Source organism: Methylocystis suflitae (assembly GCF_024448135.1).
GTDB classification, from domain to species: Bacteria; Pseudomonadota; Alphaproteobacteria; order Rhizobiales; family Beijerinckiaceae; genus Methylocystis; species Methylocystis suflitae.
Genome location: NZ_JAMRYX010000117.1, coordinates 1 through 16,318, shown reverse-complemented (window position 1 = coordinate 16,318; position 16,318 = coordinate 1). Strand labels below are relative to the sequence as shown.

Below are 16,318 nucleotides of genomic sequence, written 5' to 3'. Positions count from 1 at the left end.
CAGGCGCCGCTGAACGCGAGGCTCCCGTGAGCATCGGCCGGTCGTCCCGCGGCGGCCGCGTCAAGGCTGGCGGAGAAGGCGTGCGGCCTCCGGCCTATGGGGCGCCGGCCGAAGAGCGCCGTGAGCGCCGCCCGCGCCATCATGAAGACGATGGGCCGCCCGTCATTGGACTGGGCGACCACGTGCCGTCCTTCCTGCTGCGCCCTGTGGCGCTGAGGCCGGCGAAGGTCGGCGAAGAATAGGTTTTTCGGCAAGGCTTGCCCGATCAGGCAAGCCGGCGCCGCCGGAGATTCATTCTTCGAACGGCGCCATAGCGGCGCGAATTTTCTCCGCCTGTTCAGCGAGCTTTGCATCCTCGGCCATGGTCCCCGGCGGGCGCAGGGCGACGCCGTCCCAACGGGGCAGCAGGTGGAAGTGCAGGTGATAGATCACCTGTCCGCCGGCGCTTTCGTTGAATTGATGCAGCGTCAGGCCGTCGGCGGCAAACGCCTTTTCGATCGCTTTCGCGACATGCTGCACGCGCTTCATCAATTGGCCGAGCGTTTCCGGAGAAACGTCGAGGAGTCCGCGCGCGCCTTCCTTTGGAATGACCAGGACATGGCCCTCGGCGCGCGGCATGATATCCATAAACGCGAGCGAGACGTCGTCCTCATAGACCTTATGCGCCGGGATTTCTCCGCGCAGAATCTTGCCGAAAATATTATTGGGATCATAGGCGACGGCCATGGGCGGTTCCCTTCGAGCGCTTGCTCCTTAAAATCGTTTTGGCCGTTCCGACGGGCGCTTGCGTCTCAAGGGACGTCGCTCATGGCGCGAACGAAGCGTCGCCTGGCGGCGACAGTCCCGTTCCCGCTGAAGAAGGCCGGCAAGGAAAGCAATTGCGCTTGAGGCCTGTCAATCCCCAAAGGCGAAGGCGCGGATATTGGTGAGGCGGAAATCGCTCGCGGGATAAACGCCGAGAATCTCCACTTCCTTGGAGAAGAACTGCAGTTCTTCGAGCGCCCGCGCCATCGCCGGCTGCTCGGGATGTCCGTCGGCGTCGGCGAGAAATCGCGTCGCGGCGAATTCGCCGTCAACCATGTAGCTTTCGAGCTTGGTCATATTGACGCCATTCGTGGCGAAGCCGCCAAGCGCCTTGTAGAGCGCGGCCGGCACGTTGCGCACGCGAAAAATGAAGGTGGTGATGATCGACCCCGCGCTCGGCGCCGCCCAATGCTTGGTCTTCGACAGCACGATGAAACGCGTCGTGTTATGCGCCTCGTCCTCGATGTTCTCCGCGAGCACGTCGAGATCATAGATGTCGGCGGCGAGTCGCGGCGCGATCGCGGCCTTCGTCGGATCGCCCCATTCGGCGACTTCACGCGCGGCGCCGGCGGTGTCTCCGGCGGTGTGCGCGGCGAGGCCGAGTTGGCGGATGGCGCGGCGGCACTGTCCCAGCGCGTGGACATGGCTGTAGACGCTTTTGAGTCCCTGCCGCGTCGCGCCCCTGGGCGCCATCAGGTGAAAATGGATCGGCAGGAAGTGTTCGCCGACGATATGCAGACCCGAATGCGGCAGGAAATGATGAATGTCCGCGACGCGTCCGGCGATCGAATTCTCGATCGGGATCATGCCGAGCGCGGCGCGCCCCTCGGTCACCGACGCGAAGGCGTCCTCGAAGCTTGCGCAAGGGAGCGGCGTCAGATGCGGATAGGCCTGACGGCAGACGAGGTCGGAATTCGCGCCGGGCTCTCCCTGATAGGCGATATATTGCGTCACTTTGGGTCCTGTTGGCGCGCCGCGGCGCGCAGCGCGTTCAAATCGCGTTCCGTATCCACCGATGGGGCGCCTTTGTCCAGCAGCGCGGCGTCGATGCGCATGCCGGCTTCGAGCGCGCGCAACTGCTCGAGGCGCTCACGCATTTCGAGCGGAGAGGGCGCAAGCGCGACGAATCGTTCCAGCGCGGCGCGGCGAAAGGCATAAACGCCGATGTGCTTCAATCGCGGCCCCTCGCCATAAGGCGCCGAGGCGCGCGTAAAGTAAAGCGCGCGAACCCGTCCAGGCGCGAGCGAGGCGCCCACGAGCTTGACGGCGTTGGGATCGCTGGCGTCTTCGGCGCGCGCCGGGCAGGCGAGGGTGCCGATGTCGACGGCTGGATCGTCGAGAAGCGCGAGCGCCGCTTCGAGCGCCCCGTCAGGAAGCAAGGGCTGGTCGCCCTGCAGATTGACGGCGGCGCCATGGCGGCCGTGTGGGTCGAGCGCCCGCAAGGCTTCGCCGATGCGATCGCTGCCACAGGCGTGAGAGCCGCGCGTAAGCGCCGCTTGTCCGCCGACCGATTCGATCGCGCGCGCGATCTCGGGAGAGTCGGTCGCGACCACGACAGGTCCCAGCGCCGCGGCGCATGCGCGCTCCCAGACGTGGACGATCATGGGCCGACCGTCGATTTCGGCGAGCGCCTTGCCGGGCAGGCGCGTCGAGCGCAGACGCGCAGGAATGATGACGATCGGCGCGAGCGCCTGCACCGCGTTAATAGGCGTTGCTATCCTCGGCCATCCAACCCTTTTCGCTCTTCACGAAGTGCAGCGTGCCTTCGCTCGTATGCACTTCGGCCTTGGCGAATGTCCGGTCGTCGTCGAGGCCGAGAAACGCGCAGGTTCCGCGCTCGCGCTCATCGGCGCATTTGGCTTGGAAACCCTCGGGAAACTGAATTTCAGCCTCATACATCAATTCGTATGCGTCGACGTTCTCGCGCTTCACTTCGCGGCCCTGCACCTTCTTGAAGGAGACGAGCTTGGCGTCGACGCCGTTCTTCGCCAGAAGATTGCGCAAGACCTTCGCGCCCGTGGCGTCGCCGGGCATATGATCGCCGCAAGCGGAAAGCGTTAGGGCGACCGAGACGCCGGCCACAAGCCCAAGAACAAAGCGGAATCCAGATGCCATCTACTCCTCCAGCGCCACGTTCATCACGGCGCGATGTTATTGGTTACGCTGGTCGTAGGAACGCCCTCGCAACTCCCCATCTGTGAAATTTCATATCAGATAGTTGCATTTTTGTGCAGCCGGAGTAACGTGACTGCGCCAAATGAGTTGCGCGTCTGGCGGCGTCGAAGGGCCTGTAAGAAGACCCATGGCGTGCGTAAGCGTTTGATGCGTATTCGGCACAACTTTGGATACCCTGCGGAGTGCTCAGGTCCGCCGCATCTCCTGGGTCCGTGGGGTTGGCCGACTGGCGGTGGTTGGAGTGGCCTCCTTGAAGCCATCGTCAGTCGGCCGCCTTCCCCGAGGCGGTTTCTTCTCCAGCCAAAAATTATCGAAGCGTCACTGCGGCGACGCTCCTTCCTGACTAGACCAGCGGTTGTGACGAACGCCTTGGCAAGGCGCGCGCTGTAACTGCGCGCGCTTACTTGATTTTGGTTTCCTTGAATTCCACGTGCTTGCGCACGACGGGATCGTATTTCTTGAAGACGAGCTTTTCCGTCTTGGTGCGCGCGTTCTTCTTGGTCACGTAGAAATAGCCCGTATCCGCCGTGGACAGGAGCTTGATCTTGATCATGGCGGACTTGGCCATTGCTCATCCCAGTCTATCAGAGAAATGAAATCGTCCCGGTCGCTGATCGCGCCGGGAGCGAATTGGCCGGCAACATACGTGCGGCGCGAACGATGTCAAGAAGGCGCGCCGGGCCAGTCCTGAGTCCAGACCGATTCGAGCCTCGTCAAGGGGATACGGCAAAGATCAGCCATAATTTTATTGGTTAATTCACAAGAGGAGCGGCGTATGGCCGGAACGACTCCGGCCAATTGCGCGGCAATACTCGGGCGGGGAGAAATATCTCGTAAGTAGCTGATGCCCACGCGCGGCGTCGAGCGTAGTGCCTGCATGTATCGACGTGAAGAACTTCTTCTTCGGCCTTCACGCGAACGCGCTTGGAGTGAGTAGTATGAGCGTAACACTCGAAAAGCGGCGCAAAGTCGCGGAGTTGGAGAACTTTGAACGGCGGATACTCCAAGAGAAGCGGCGCCTCTTAAGAGAGCTCGAAAGCTTGGAGAAGCCCTTCCGCAACACGCGCGCATTGGGCTGGATCAAGGATGTTTCGAGCGACATCGCTGGCGAGTGGCGCGCGGTCCAGGACGCCGCGTCATTTAGAGCGCCGATCTGGTTTTATGTCATCGCCGGTTCCATCCTGCTCGGAGGCGTCGGCCTCGTCGCGACTCTCGCGCTGAGAGCCGCGCCCGCGCCGCGGGACGGCGCGACGCTGCGTCAGGTCGAAACGCCGACGACGCCCGTGCGGATCGAGCAGCCGGCGCCGGCGCCCGTGACTGAGGCGGCGCAAGCTCCCGGCGTCGCGCCATCCTCGGCGCTGACCGTTAGCGTTCCGCCGGATTCAATTGCGTCTCCGACGCCGTCGACGCCCGACTCCAAGGAGCTGAAAGAGCGGCTTCTGCAGGCCCAGGCCGCGGCGGAGCCCTTGCCCGAGCCGCTGCCGCCGCCTCAAAAAACCGACGTTCCCGCCGCCGCGCCGGCGCTCGGCGCGGTGGCCGTTCCGCCGCTCGATGCGGCGCTGCCGAAAACCGCCTTCGACGAGCCGACGCCGGTCGATACGGCCGCGACGGCGGAGCCGGAGGACGAGGCGCCGGCCGCGCGGACCGCGGCGCGCGAACGCCAGCGCGAGGATGAGCCCGCGAATGAAGGCCGCCGCGCAAAATGCTTCGTCAAGATTGATGGACGCGTTCTCTTCGAGCGCAGCTGTATGCTGCGCCAGCCCGGGCGCTCGACGCTGACGCTCAGCTCCGGAGCCGACGCCATTGTTCTAACGCAGGATCATGGACGGACGTGGACGGCGAGCCTCGGGGGCCGCAGCCTCGGCAAGGTCTATCGGACGGGGGAATGTTGGGGAAGGCGCCGCCAGGTCTTCATCTGCGCGAAGGGCGCGTAAACGGGCCTCGACGCGCGCGCCCAACGATTGAAGCCCCGCCGAACGTTAGCGGCGGGGCTTTTGCGTTTTCTCGGCGGCTGTGATGTCGACTTTTCGATGTAGGCCGAGTCGCACTGCCGACGCTTCTATTTTACGGCGACGTCACCCAGCTATTTCTCCACCGAGGATGTCTACGACCTCGCGAGTCTCTGGATCGACGAGAACCACCTGTCGGTTCACGACGAAGTAGCTGTATCGCTCTGCGCCCGGAACGCCAGGGACAGACAACGGGGTAAGGGTCACGGCCTGTGGAACGCGTTCGCCTATCCTCAATGTGCAGGTCTCGCGTTCGTCGCCGGCGATGTCACGCGTGATGGTCTGGTAGACCTTGCGCTGTTGCTCGCGGTTCAAGCTCAGTCGCTGTGGCCTTCGATCAACGGCGTTCCGATCAATGGACCCGCGAGGACCACGATCCTGGAACCTCGCGCTCTCCTCCTCCGCGATTACGGCGCCGCCGCCTTCGTTGAAGGTCGCCACCACCTCGCGGCTCTCCGGAGCGACGACGACGATGTCGTCATCCACGACAACGTAGTCGTAGCCGGCATATTGTGGAAAAATGCTCACCATGGCCGCGGGGAGGGGGTATAGCCGGACATGGTTCGGCAAGCGCGCGCCAATGCCGACGAAGAAATCCGAACGCGAGAACGTCTGCAAATTGCGTCGTTGCAGGATGTTCCGGACCGTCCGCGCCTGTCTTTGATTAAGCGTCACGTTGCCGGTCTGGACCGAGGGCGCGCCCCGATCCCGCGTCTGCGCGGCTGTGTCGGAGTCAGGCCGTGGCGTCGCAGAGGGTTGGCGCGTAGTGCCCTGATCCCGCGCCGACGGCGCAACCGGCATGTCCTGTCGCTCCGCCCTCGAGCGGCCGGTCTGGTCGGCGCCCGGACGCGTTTCAGCCGATGGAGTCTGACGAGGAGGCGCCGCTTGGCCACGCATGGTCGGCTTCGCATCATCGGCTTTGTCCCGGTCCGCCTGGCCGGCGGCGCCGCGACGCGGGGCCGTTTGATCGCGGGCGGAAGGCGGCAAGGCTCTGTCCTTGGGTTCAGCCCTGTCTCGGCGCAGCTCGTTGGGCTGCTCCCGCATCTGCCCGGTTGGACTTTTGGCTTTGCCTTCGGGTGCGGCCTCGCGCTGAGCCTCGGTCTTCGGCGCTCCTCGTCGAGAAGAAGTCGCAGCATCGGTTCCTTCTGCAGAGCTTCTCCCTTTCGTCGCGCCCATATCCCGTCCGCCTGCGGGCGCGCCAATGCTCGGCGTTTGGCGCGGAGCAGTTTGCCCGATCGACGGCTTTGCGCCGGATTCTGCAGCCCCGGTCGATGGCGCCTGACTCTGCGCCGAAGCGCTTGCGGCAACCAAGGCCAGTGCGCTGATGGTCGCCGAGGCAAGGACTGTTATGCGCATAAGGGCCTCCGTTTGTGGCGATCTGATCGTCACTGTTCGTTGGAGTTAAGCACCTAAAACGCGCAGGAGCGGCGGATGTTCACGAATGCGGCTGTCGGATTTTGGCGTCGAACTCTCGTGCGCTCGAGTCTCTCAAGACGCGTCTAAGCCGCAGCGCAAAGCGTCCATCGTTGTCGGCAGGCGCCTTGCGGTTCGAGCCTCGCGTTCGACACTGCTTATGAATGTTGGCGAGCGCTAACGCCGCGCTTGAAACGATCGCAAGCGCCGTAGCTTTTGCCATTCGGCAATCGCTGTTCTTCGCAAAACGCCCCGCCGTTACATCCACGGTCGGGGCGCTTGAGGACGGGCGTTTTGCCGCCCGATTTCGGCTTCGCCTCAGCGAGATTCGCACACCGTTACGGATTTCATGCCGGTCTGCGCCTCAACACGACTCGGATAACCGTGCGGGCCGACCACAACCATGCTCTCGGTCGTGGGCCTCTTGTCGACGACAGTGCAGCGCTTCGTCCGCGAGTCCTGCACGATATACCATTCCTCGACAGGCTGAGCCGAGGCGTAGAACGAGGTCGCAAAAGCCGCTGCAGCGGCGGAGATCATCAGGAATGTTCGCAGCATGCTAAATCCTCCGTCCCGCCCCGTGCAGAAAAAACGCCCTGGTCCTTTGCTTGTTCCGGCGCGCCGCTCAGCACGCGGCACCGCGCATATTGCGGAACAGCTTCGAATTGACGCGCTTCTGAAATGCCTTCGGTCGCTCACGCCCGCGTGCGCAAGTCCGTCATAGCCGGCGCTCGACCTGGACAAGCATCCTCCGAGCCGCCCGCTCTGCTCGCCGACGCTTCTGCATACGGGCGGCTATGGCGAGGGCACGCGATTTCACACGAGCGCAGAACGGCGGCATAGGGCGGCGCGCTCCGCGTAACTTCGGCTACAAAAGCCCCGCCGCACGTTAACGGCGGGGCTTTTGCGTTTTCTCGAAGGCATGAATTCAACTTTTTCGATGGAGGCCAGCTTGAGATTCAAACATCGTATAGCGACCGTTTTCGCGCTCGCCGCCATATTGTTTTCAGGCGTCGCTCTGGCGGAGAAGGCGGAGGAGCGGGTCGTGAAAGAGGCGATCGGCCTCTTTCGAGCCTTCAGAGATCTGCACCCCGAAAAATATCACGAACGGCTGCCGCGTTGCCTCTACGCGGCGAGATGGAGATCAGGGAGCATTCCCGAAGGTTACTCGCGCAAATATTTCGGGATCAGGGCGTTGGCGGGACTCACCGCGGAATATCCTTCTGGTTTCCACGAGGTCGAGAAAATATTCGATCCGGAAAGTCAGCACCCCGACGCTTTCTGCACCGAAGAGGAGCTTCAAGAACATTTGAACGCTGTGCGCGACATTTTGAAAGACGAAAATAAGCTAGCGGACAAGCGTCTGGTTCGGGAATCCTCGCTTGTTGGAGAATATTCAACTTATCCTGTTCTGCATAAGGAACATACTTTTCCAGTGTTCGACACAAAATTCCGCAAGGCTGCGTTCCTTGTATACATCTCAGAAAGCTATTTCAGACGATCGAAGGACGGCGGCATCGGGCGCGGTGCGCCCGAATTTCTTTACGCGGTCGTAATTTTTGAAAAGCGCAACGGCGTTTGGCGAGAAATCGAGACATCGGTTCTCGGGCAAACGTAAGCCTCGGCCGTCCGACTACCGTTTGCGGCGCGCGGGCTTTTGCTCTCGTTCCTTTTTCGCGCTCTTGCGTGGCGGCGCGCGGCGTTCGCCGCCGCTCACGACCTCGAAACGCAAGGCGCCAGCGATCGGCGCGGCTTCGATGAGCTTCACTTCTATAACATCCGCGAGCCGGTAGCTGACGCCCGAGCGCGAGGTGAGCGCATGCGCCGCCTCGTCATAGGCGTAATATTCACGGCCCAGCGTCGCCGCCGGCACGAATCCATCGGCGCCCGTCTCCGCGAGGCGCACGAAAAGCCCCGACTTCGTCACGCCGGAAATGCGCGCCTGAAAGCGCGCGCCGATCTGATCGGCGAGATGATGCGCGATGAGCCGATCGACGGTCTCGCGCTCCGCCGCCATGGCGCGCCGTTCGGCGGCCGAGATGCGGGCGGCGATCTCCGCGAGTTCGCCAACCGGCATCTCCGGCAAGGCGCCGTCGCCGAGCTTCAAGGCGCGAATGAGCGCGCGATGCACGATCAGATCGGCGTAGCGGCGAATGGGCGAGGTGAAATGCGCGTAGCGGCGCAGATTGAGGCCGAAGTGCCCATAATTTTCATGCGTGTATTCAGCCTGCGCCTGCGTGCGCAGAATGATCTCGTTGACGATGTTCTCATGCTCCAAGCCCTTCACGCGATCGAGGATCACATTGAAATGCGCGGGGCGCAGCGTCTGGCCCTTGGCGAGCTTGACGCCGATCGTCGCGAGAAATTCCGAAAGCGCCGAGACCTTTTCGCGCGAAGGTTCGTCATGCGCGCGATAGATCAGCTGCTGGCGATGCTGCTCCAAGGTTTCGGCCGCCGCGACATTGGCCAAAATCATGAATTCTTCGATGAGCCGATGCGCTTCGAGCCGCGGCGGAATGATGACGCGGTCAAAAGTGCCGTCTTTCTTCAAGAGTATCTTGCGTTCGGGCAGATCGAGATCGAGCGGCGCCCGCAGATTGCGGGCGTGCTGCAGCGCCTCATGCGCAGCGTAAAGCGTCCGCAGCACCGGGGCGAGCAGCGGCTTCGTGGTTTCATCCGTGCGGCCCTCAATCGCGTCCTGCGCCTGCGCATAGGCGAGCTTGGCGTGCGAACGCATCATCACGCGATGAAAACTATGGTCGATCTTTCTGCCCTTGCTGGTGACGCGCATGCGCACGGCGAGCGCCGGCCGATCTTCATTAGGCCGCAAGGAGCACAGGTCATTGGAGATGCGCTCAGGCAGCATCGGCACGACGCGGTCGGGGAAATAGACCGAATTGCCGCGCTCCAAGGCGTCGCGATCGAGCGCCGAGCGCGGCGTCACATAATGCGCGACGTCGGCGATCGCGACCGTAAGGACGAAGCCGCCGTCATTGTCCGGCGCATTGTCGCGCGCGGCGTGCACCGCGTCGTCATGGTCCTTGGCGTCCGGCGGATCGATGGTGACGAGCGGCAGATCGCGCCAGTCTTCGCGGCCGTGCAGCGACGCGGGCTGCGCGCGCTCGGCCTCCGCCGTCGCCTCGGCGCGAAACACATCCGGAATATCATGCGCGCGCAGCGCAATGAGGCTCACTGCCTTTTCGCCCGTCACTGAGCCGAGCGATTCGCGCACGCGAGCGCGCGGCGCGCCAAAGCGCGTCTTGCCGACGAGATCGATCGAGACGAGGTCGCCGTGCTTGCCTGCGCCGATGTCGGCCGCGGCGACGACGAGTTCGCGCCCCGCCTGCTTCTTGTCGATGGGCTGGATGCGCCCCGCGCCATTCGCTTCGATATGCAGCACGCCGAGCACACGTTGCCGCTGGCGCGACAGGAGCTTGACGACGCGTCCGACATAGGGCGGCTCGTTGGGTCCGGCGTCGCGGTCGGGCTCGGCGCGAACGAGCGCGCGATCGCCGACGCCGGGCAGGGGCTCGCCCGGCCGGGCGCGGCGTGGCGCGTGGATGCGGATGCGCGGCGCCGGCCCGAGCTCGTCCTCGTCCCATTCGACAGGCGCGGCGATCATCTCGCCGTCACGGTCGCGCGCGATGATGTCGACGAGCGCCACCGGCGGCAGCGTCCCCTTGCGGTTCACGCGCTTGCCGCGCTTTTCCAAGAGGCCTTCATCCGCCATCTCGGCGAGCAGGCGCTTGATGGCGATCCGGTCGTCGCCGGCGACGCCGAAGGCGCGGGCGATTTCGCGCACGCCGATCTTGCGCGGGCCGCCCGCCTCGGTTTCACGGGCGATGAAGGCGAGAATGTCTTCGCGAGAGGGCGCGTGTTTTGCCGCGTGTTTTGCTTTGTCGTCTTTCGCCAAGGGCTCGCTCAAAAGAGGCAAGAAAATCGCCGTTCGACGTGGCCGGCGCGCATTTCAACCGGACTCGGCATCACACATATAGGACGCCGGCGGCAAAGTTGAAACGCTGCTTCAAGATCGGTAATTCGAGAAGGCTTTCCTCTACTTCGCCGCGGCTTTTTTCGTCGCGGCTTTTTTTGCAGGCGCCTTCTTGGCTGCGGGTTTCTTTGCGACCGTTCCGGCGACCTTTACGGGCTGGGAGTCGTCAAAAGGCGTCTCATCGCTGTCTTCGATTTTCTTCTTTGCATTGGTCGGCGTTTTCTTAGTCGGCGCTTTTTTGGCGGGCGCTTTTTTCGCCGATTTCTTCGGCGCGCCGCCTTTGGCTTCGATCAGTCGCAGGGCCTCTTCGAGAGTCACGTCATCGGCCGAAGCGCCCTTGGACAGCGTCGCGTTGATCTTGCCCCAGTTGACGTAAGCGCCGAAGCGGCCGGGGCGCACCGTCACCTTACCGCCCTCTGGATGGTCGCCGAGCAGACGTCCCCCGCCCGTTGCGCCGCCGCCGGCAGCCTTTTCGGCGAGAAGCTCGAGCGCCTGTTCGAGCGTCAGCGACGCCTGATCGACGGCGCGCGGGATCGTCGCATTGATCTTGCCCCAATTCACGTAAGGACCGAAGCGGCCGGCTTTGACGCTCACCGATCCGCCTTCCGGGTGATCGCCGAGCACGCGCGCCGGCTCCGCCGGACCACGCGAGAAGCGCGAGCCGCCGGTTCCCGACTCCTTCTGCACGATGAGATCGATGGCGCGGTTGGCGCCGATGCTCAGCACGTCGTCGTCGCGGCCGATATTGGCGTAGGTCTTGCCATGCTGCACGTAGGGCCCGAAGCGCCCGATTCCGGCGACGATCGGATCGCCGCTCGTTGGATGTTTCGCGACTTCGCGCGGCAGCGCGAGCAGGGCGATGGCCTGCATCAGCGTCAGATCGTCAGGCCTGATGTTCTTGGGCAGCGAGCCGCGCTTGGGCTTTTCGCCGCCTTCCTCCTGCTCGCCTTCCTGCACATAGGCGCCAAAGCGTCCGTTCCGCAGCGTGACTTCCGCGCCGGTCTCGGGATTGACGCCAAGGACCTTCACGCCGGGTCTGGCCGCGTCGGCGGCGTCGCCCGTCGGCGGCGACAGGGTGCGCGTGTAGCGGCACTCGGGATAGTTGGAGCAGCCGACGAAGGCGCCGAACTTGCCGATCTTGAGCGAGAGCTGACCGCTGTTGCAGGCCGGGCACAGCCGAGGATCGCCTCCATCCTCCTTCGCCGGGAAGACGTGGGGACCCAGCAGCTCGTTGAGGCTGTCGAGCACCTCGCTGACCCGCAGATCCTTGGTGCCGTCGACGGCCGCCGAGAAGTCGGCCCAGAAGTCGCGCAGCACCTGTTTCCAGTCGATCTCATTATTGGAGACGAGATCGAGCTTTTCTTCGAGGTCGGCGGTGAAGTCGAATTCGACGTAGCGCGAGAAGAAGCTTTCGAGGAAGGCGACAACGAGCCGTCCCTTGTCCTCGGGCACGAGGCGCTTCTTATCGATCCGCACATAGTCGCGGTCGCGCAGCACGGCGAGCGTCGAGGCGTAGGTCGAGGGGCGACCGATGCCGAGCTCCTCCATGCGCTTGACCAGCGTCGCTTCAGTGAAGCGCGGCGGCGGTTCGGTAAAGTGTTGCGTCGCGTCGATTTTTTCGCGCGTGCATGGTTCACCCTGGGCCATCGCCGGCAGGCGGCCGCCGTCCTCGTCCTCTCCGTCGTCGCGGCCTTCCTGATAGAGCTCGAGGAAGCCTGGGAAGCGAATGACCTGACCCGTCGCGCGCAGCTCCAACGCGCGGGCTCCGGCTTTGGCGTCGATGTCGACGGTGGTTCGCTCCATCTCGGCCGACTCCATCTGGCTGGCGATGGTGCGCGTCCAGATCAGCTCATAGAGCTTGGCCTGTTCGGGTTCGAGATATTTGGCCACGTCCTTGGGCAGTCGCGTGGGGTCGGTCGGGCGGATGGCCTCATGGGCTTCCTGCGCATTCTTGGCCTTCGTCGTATATTTGCGCGGAACCTTGGGAACGAAACGGTCGCCGTATTCCCGTCCGATGACGCCGCGCACGCTGGCGACCGCCTCGGGCGCCATGTCGACGCCGTCGGTACGCATATAAGTAATGAGACCCGCCGTCTCGCCGCCAATGTCGACGCCTTCGTAGAGCCGCTGGGCGATGCGCATGGTGATCGCCGGCGCCAGTCCGAGCTTGCGCGACGCCTCCTGCTGCAGGGTGGAGGTCGTGAAGGGGGCGTAAGGGTGGCGCTTGACGGGTTTTGCCTCGACCGAGCGCACGACAAAGGCGGCGGTCTCCAGCGCCTTCTTGAAGTCCTCGGCCTCCTGGCCAGCGCCGATGTCGAGCCGCGAAATCTTCTTGCCGTCGGCGCCGACGAGGCGCGCCGTGAAGGGTTCGCCCGCCTTGGTCTTCAGATGAGCGACGAGCGACCAATATTCGCGTGCGACGAATTTCTCGATTTCGAGCTCGCGGTCGCAGACGAGGCGAAGTGCGACGGACTGCACGCGGCCGGCCGAACGGGCGCCGGGCAGCTTGCGCCACAGCACCGGCGACAGGGTGAAGCCCACGAGATAGTCGAGCGCGCGGCGCGCGAGGTAGGCGTCGACGAGCGCCTGATCGATCTCGCGCGGATGCGCCATCGCCTCTTGGATCGCGGCCTTGGTGACGGCGTTGAAGACGACGCGCTCGATCTTCTTATCCTTGAGCACGCGCTTCTTGTTCAAAATATCGAGCAAGTGCCATGAGATGGCTTCACCCTCGCGGTCCGGGTCGGTCGCGAGGATGACTTTGTCGGCGCCCTTCACCGCCTCGGCGATGGCGGCGACGCGCTTTGCGCCCTTGGCGTCCATTTCCCAGACCATGAGAAAATCCTGGTCGGGGTCGACCGATCCATCCTTGGCGGGAAGATCGCGAACATGGCCGTAGCAGGCCAACACATTGAAATTCTTGCCTAAATATTTGTTTATCGTTTGCGCTTTGGCCGCCGATTCGACGATAACGACATTCATTTCGTGATCATTCCAGGAGGCGCGCCGGCTTGGCGAGCGGCGGAAGATGGTCAAAATGGGCGCCCCCTGTCAAATTGGCCAGCCCAGGGGCCTCTAGGAAAGCTGCGCCATGGAAAAGCCGACGAGGCCCCTGTCGGCCGCCGTCGAGGCGGCGAAAGTCGCCCCTCGGGCCAAGCGATCGAGCTATCCCGACCCGTTTGCGGCGCGGGTTCGTGGGCGCGAGAAGCGGTCGCTTGGCGACTTTTTTGGCCTGACCAATTTTGGCGTCAATCTCACGACGCTTGCCCCCGGCGCGCAGTCGGCGCTGAAGCATCGCCATAGCCGACAGGACGAATTCGTCTTTATCCTGGAGGGAGAGCCGACGCTGCTGCGCGACGATGACGAGATCCTCCTGCGCGCCGGCATGTGCGCAGGCTTCCCCGCGGAGGGCGCAGCTCACTGCCTTGTCAATCGGACCGATCGCGACGTCGTCTATCTGGAAATCGGCGACCGGTCGGCAGGGGACGAGGCGACCTATCCCGACGACGACCTCAAAGCCGCGCTCGGCCCGGACGGCCGCTGGATCATGACGCATAAGGACGACCGTCCCTATTGATGTGCGGACGCGGCGACTTGGCTTGCTCGCCATGACGCGCTCCTGTATGAGCGAGCGCACGCGGCGCACGCCGTGCTAAGGCCTCGTGGCGGAGTGGCTACGCAGAGGACTGCAAATCCTTGTACGGGGGTTCGATTCCCTCCGAGGCCTCGCCTTTCTCACGCGAGAAATTGGCGCCATAATTTGAAGGCGCGCACTTAACGATAGCGCAGAAGAAACGGACCGCGCGGCCCACAGGGCCGCAGTCGGAGTCGTTTTCTTCGCAGTTGCGCTATAGTTGAGGCGACATCACATCGAAGAGGGTAACGATGCTGAATGCGTTGATCGCGGATGCGCAGGCGCGGCTGGACCAGGCGCGCCGCGAGTTGAAGTCCGCCGTTCTTGATTTCGACGTCTCCGATGACAGGCTCCTGGAACTGCGGGCCTCGGCGCGCCGCGTCTATGACGAACTCAGCGCGCTTGACCGCAAAAAGCTGAAGAGAGGCATTTTCGGCTTTTTGAAAGTCTGGTGACCGCTATGCGGCGCGTCGGCTCTTTCGTCCGCCGACGCGCGCTCCATAATTGAATTAGGAGCGCGCGTTCATCGCGCCGCAGAACGAGGTCGCCAAATGATCAGTCCTGAAACGCCTCCTGGCGCCGAGGTGGTTTGCGTAGACGCGACCGCGGGCCCCTATGGTCGTTGCGAGGGCTTGGCCCGTGGCGCCATTTACACGGTCGCGCGGATCGCCCGCGGCATCGATGGCGGTCATGTCGTCATTCTTGGGGAAGTGTCGCCCTGGCGAACCTATGCGCCTCCCTGGGGCGTCGTCGAGGTTGGTTTCGAGCTTCGCCGCTTCCGCTATCTCGATATCCCTGACGAACTGACAAGGCTTCTGCACGAAACGCAGTTGGAGGAGGTTTAACCTTCTCGCGTCATTGCGCCGGTCCGTCCTGCGGCGGCGGATCCGGTCGCGGCAGCAGCGGAGCGGCCGCGCCGGAGCGGCGGATGAAGGCTTGCGCGTCCAGGCCCAACGCAAGTTCGTCCCAGGGGCCGGAGAGGTCGAGGGCGATGCTTGGCGCCGACTCGGCGGTCTGACCGGCGCTGTCGGCTTCGCGCGCAACGACTCTGATCGAGAGACTGCGCTCCGGGAGGCGCGCCGAGCCGCCGAAGGCAAGCGTAAAGCCAGATCCTCGCGCGACGCCTTTGGCGATGTCGGCGACGCCGTTTTCTATCTTTACGGTGGCGCTCGCGGCGTCGAGCGTCGAGCGGCCCGAGCGGATGTCGACGGCGCTCGATAACGGCCGCGTCTCCAATCGGCGCAGCGCTTTCTCGAGATCGACGCCGGATATCTCTCCGTCGACGAGAGCGACGCTGGCGCGCCCGTTCAGGCTCTGCATCAGCGTGGCCATCCGGTCGCCGACGCCGTCGACCGCGAGAGTCGCGTTAAGCGCTCCCGCCAGAACAGGTTTTCCAAAAGCATCCCACAGCAGCGGGCCTGCTTCGACCGCCGTCGTCTGCGCATCGGCGCGCAGCGCCAGCCCGTCGGGCGAAGGCGCGATCGAGGCCCGAACTTTGAGTCCGCCGCGATAGGCGTGCGCCTGCGTTATCGCGAACGCCGCGGCGCCGTCGCGTAAAGTGACTTCGATCGCGGCGTCTTCGACCTTGAGCCGGCCAAGTCTGGCGTGGCCGACGGTAAGATGCAGATCGACGTCAGCGCCGGAGAGGTCCGGCAGATTGAATGGCTGATCGCTCCACTGTCCGTTCGCGGCGACAAGCGGCGGCGCGTCGGCGAGAAAGGGCCGCAGGGAGAGGAATTCGCTTTGGAGCGCCGCCGTCAGCGTCGGCCGGCCATCCTCTTTCTGCAGGTCGATATCGCCGTGAAATTCGTTTCCGTCGACAAATAGACGTGCGCCCTTGAAGTGCGCCTCTCCGGGCGCGAGCGTCGCTTGCGCGGAGAATTGCGCGTCCGCGAAGGGGCCGGGTAGGGGCGCGGCGACGCCGAAGAGCTGTAGCGTCTGTTGCGCCGAAGGCGCGCTGGCCGCGGCGCGCCCCTCAAAGCGGGCGTTGGCGCCAAGTTGTCCGACGCCTTGCGCTTCCGCCCGAAGGCTCTTGCCGTCAAGCCGGCCCGTCACGACGGAGGGTTCGCCGCGCAACAGCGCTCCAGGACGCGCGACCCATAAGAGGGCCTCGAGCCGTTCGCCGTTGAAATCGAACGCGCCCGTCAGAGCCGCCGCCTCGCCGATGCGGCGCCATTCAAAATTGGCGTTGATTCGCTCCAGCGCATAGACGCGGCTGCGGTAGGTGATCCGTGCGTCGCCGTCGACGATCGACACCACGCCAAACCGCACATTATCGGCCGCCGCGGCTTC

The 16,318-nt window shown here is 64.0% G+C and carries 15 protein-coding genes, 1 tRNA gene and 1 pseudogene; 7 read left to right on the top strand and 10 right to left on the bottom strand.

All coding sequences use genetic code 11. The features are described 5' to 3' along the window. A pseudogene (locus NEI07_RS09735) lies at window positions 1–242 on the top strand (DEAD/DEAH box helicase); the annotation flags it as partial. 49 nt (window positions 243–291) lie between these two features. Here the strand turns inward: NEI07_RS09735 and NEI07_RS09730 are convergent. The 5 genes from NEI07_RS09730 to rpmG form a co-directional block, all read right to left on the bottom strand. Beyond that, window positions 292–726, bottom strand: coding sequence for an HIT family protein (locus NEI07_RS09730; RefSeq protein ID WP_256034275.1), 435 nt, complete (start codon window positions 724–726; stop codon window positions 292–294). Between the two features lie 168 nt (window positions 727–894). Then, entirely contained in the window at window positions 895–1,758 is an 864-nt protein-coding gene (locus tag NEI07_RS09725) for a prephenate dehydratase (RefSeq protein WP_256034274.1), read from the bottom strand. Beyond that, a complete protein-coding gene (locus NEI07_RS09720) occupies window positions 1,755–2,501 on the bottom strand; it encodes a 3-deoxy-manno-octulosonate cytidylyltransferase (protein ID WP_256034273.1) in 747 nt (248 codons plus the stop codon). The genes NEI07_RS09725 and NEI07_RS09720 overlap by 4 nt, the downstream gene beginning before the upstream one ends. A 4-nt stretch (window positions 2,502–2,505) precedes the next feature. Beyond that, window positions 2,506–2,919: a hypothetical protein gene (locus NEI07_RS09715; RefSeq protein ID WP_256034272.1), complete on the bottom strand. Its 414-nt coding sequence runs from the start codon at window positions 2,917–2,919 to the stop codon at window positions 2,506–2,508. A 460-nt stretch (window positions 2,920–3,379) separates the two neighbouring features. Beyond that, window positions 3,380–3,547, bottom strand: coding sequence for a 50S ribosomal protein L33 (rpmG, locus tag NEI07_RS09710; RefSeq protein WP_014892635.1), 168 nt, complete (start codon window positions 3,545–3,547; stop codon window positions 3,380–3,382). Between the two features lie 370 nt (window positions 3,548–3,917). On the opposite strand from rpmG, the gene NEI07_RS09705 reads away from it, so the two are divergent. Then, a complete protein-coding gene (locus NEI07_RS09705) occupies window positions 3,918–4,913 on the top strand; it encodes a hypothetical protein (protein ID WP_256034270.1) in 996 nt (331 codons plus the stop codon). Window positions 4,914–5,054: 141 nt separating this feature from the next. Here NEI07_RS09705 and NEI07_RS09700 read toward each other — a convergent pair whose 3' ends face one another. Both NEI07_RS09700 and NEI07_RS09695 read right to left on the bottom strand, forming a co-directional pair. Further along, on the bottom strand, window positions 5,055–5,606 hold the full coding sequence (locus NEI07_RS09700) for a DUF1236 domain-containing protein (RefSeq protein ID WP_256034269.1): 552 nt from the start codon (window positions 5,604–5,606) through the stop codon (window positions 5,055–5,057). A 1,113-nt stretch (window positions 5,607–6,719) separates the two neighbouring features. Then, window positions 6,720–6,959 carry a hypothetical protein gene (locus tag NEI07_RS09695; RefSeq protein WP_256034268.1) on the bottom strand — a complete coding sequence of 80 codons (240 nt, stop codon included), beginning with the start codon at window positions 6,957–6,959 and terminating at the stop codon, window positions 6,720–6,722. A 487-nt stretch (window positions 6,960–7,446) separates the two neighbouring features. On the opposite strand from NEI07_RS09695, the gene NEI07_RS09690 reads away from it, so the two are divergent. After that, window positions 7,447–8,019 carry a hypothetical protein gene (locus NEI07_RS09690; protein ID WP_256034267.1) on the top strand — a complete coding sequence of 191 codons (573 nt, stop codon included), beginning with the start codon at window positions 7,447–7,449 and terminating at the stop codon, window positions 8,017–8,019. Window positions 8,020–8,034: 15 nt separating this feature from the next. Here NEI07_RS09690 and rnr read toward each other — a convergent pair whose 3' ends face one another. Together rnr and topA are read right to left on the bottom strand one after the other, a co-directional pair. After that, window positions 8,035–10,314, bottom strand: coding sequence for a ribonuclease R (gene rnr / locus NEI07_RS09685; RefSeq protein ID WP_256034266.1), 2,280 nt, complete (start codon window positions 10,312–10,314; stop codon window positions 8,035–8,037). Between the two features lie 141 nt (window positions 10,315–10,455). Next, window positions 10,456–13,374: a type I DNA topoisomerase gene (topA, locus tag NEI07_RS09680; protein WP_256034265.1), complete on the bottom strand. Its 2,919-nt coding sequence runs from the start codon at window positions 13,372–13,374 to the stop codon at window positions 10,456–10,458. A 109-nt stretch (window positions 13,375–13,483) separates the two neighbouring features. On the opposite strand from topA, the gene NEI07_RS09675 reads away from it, so the two are divergent. The 4 genes from NEI07_RS09675 to NEI07_RS09660 all read left to right on the top strand — a co-directional run bounded on the left by NEI07_RS09675 (window position 13,484) and on the right by NEI07_RS09660 (window position 14,871). Further along, window positions 13,484–13,969: a cupin domain-containing protein gene (locus NEI07_RS09675; protein ID WP_256034263.1), complete on the top strand. Its 486-nt coding sequence runs from the start codon at window positions 13,484–13,486 to the stop codon at window positions 13,967–13,969. A gap of 79 nt (window positions 13,970–14,048) precedes the next feature. Continuing rightward, window positions 14,049–14,119, top strand: a tRNA-Cys gene (locus NEI07_RS09670). 158 nt (window positions 14,120–14,277) lie between these two features. Further along, the gene (locus NEI07_RS09665; protein WP_256034262.1) at window positions 14,278–14,481 is read left to right on the top strand and encodes a hypothetical protein; all 204 of its coding nucleotides are present in this window, start codon (window positions 14,278–14,280) and stop codon (window positions 14,479–14,481) included. A gap of 96 nt (window positions 14,482–14,577) precedes the next feature. Next, a complete protein-coding gene (locus tag NEI07_RS09660) occupies window positions 14,578–14,871 on the top strand; it encodes a hypothetical protein (protein WP_256034261.1) in 294 nt (97 codons plus the stop codon). Window positions 14,872–14,881: 10 nt separating this feature from the next. On the opposite strand, the gene NEI07_RS09655 is transcribed toward NEI07_RS09660, so the two are convergent. Next, on the bottom strand, window positions 14,882–16,318 hold a 1,437-nt coding region (locus NEI07_RS09655; protein WP_256034260.1), incomplete at its 5' end, for an AsmA family protein.

Bases quoted from the DNA above. Each gene is read 5' to 3' on its own strand.
- rpmG (WP_014892635.1), bottom strand. From the start codon at position 3,547: ATGGCCAAGTCCGCCATGATCAAGATCAAGCTCCTGTCCACGGCGGAT.
- NEI07_RS09730 (WP_256034275.1), bottom strand. From the start codon at position 726: ATGGCCGTCGCCTATGATCCCAATAATATTTTCGGCAAGATTCTGCGC.
- NEI07_RS09665 (WP_256034262.1), top strand. From the start codon at position 14,278: ATGCTGAATGCGTTGATCGCGGATGCGCAGGCGCGGCTGGACCAGGCG.
- NEI07_RS09675 (WP_256034263.1), top strand. From the start codon at position 13,484: ATGGAAAAGCCGACGAGGCCCCTGTCGGCCGCCGTCGAGGCGGCGAAA.
- NEI07_RS09660 (WP_256034261.1), top strand. From the start codon at position 14,578: ATGATCAGTCCTGAAACGCCTCCTGGCGCCGAGGTGGTTTGCGTAGAC.
- NEI07_RS09695 (WP_256034268.1), bottom strand. From the start codon at position 6,959: ATGCTGCGAACATTCCTGATGATCTCCGCCGCTGCAGCGGCTTTTGCG.
- topA (WP_256034265.1), bottom strand. From the start codon at position 13,374: ATGAATGTCGTTATCGTCGAATCGGCGGCCAAAGCGCAAACGATAAAC.
- NEI07_RS09715 (WP_256034272.1), bottom strand. From the start codon at position 2,919: ATGGCATCTGGATTCCGCTTTGTTCTTGGGCTTGTGGCCGGCGTCTCG.
- NEI07_RS09705 (WP_256034270.1), top strand. From the start codon at position 3,918: ATGAGCGTAACACTCGAAAAGCGGCGCAAAGTCGCGGAGTTGGAGAAC.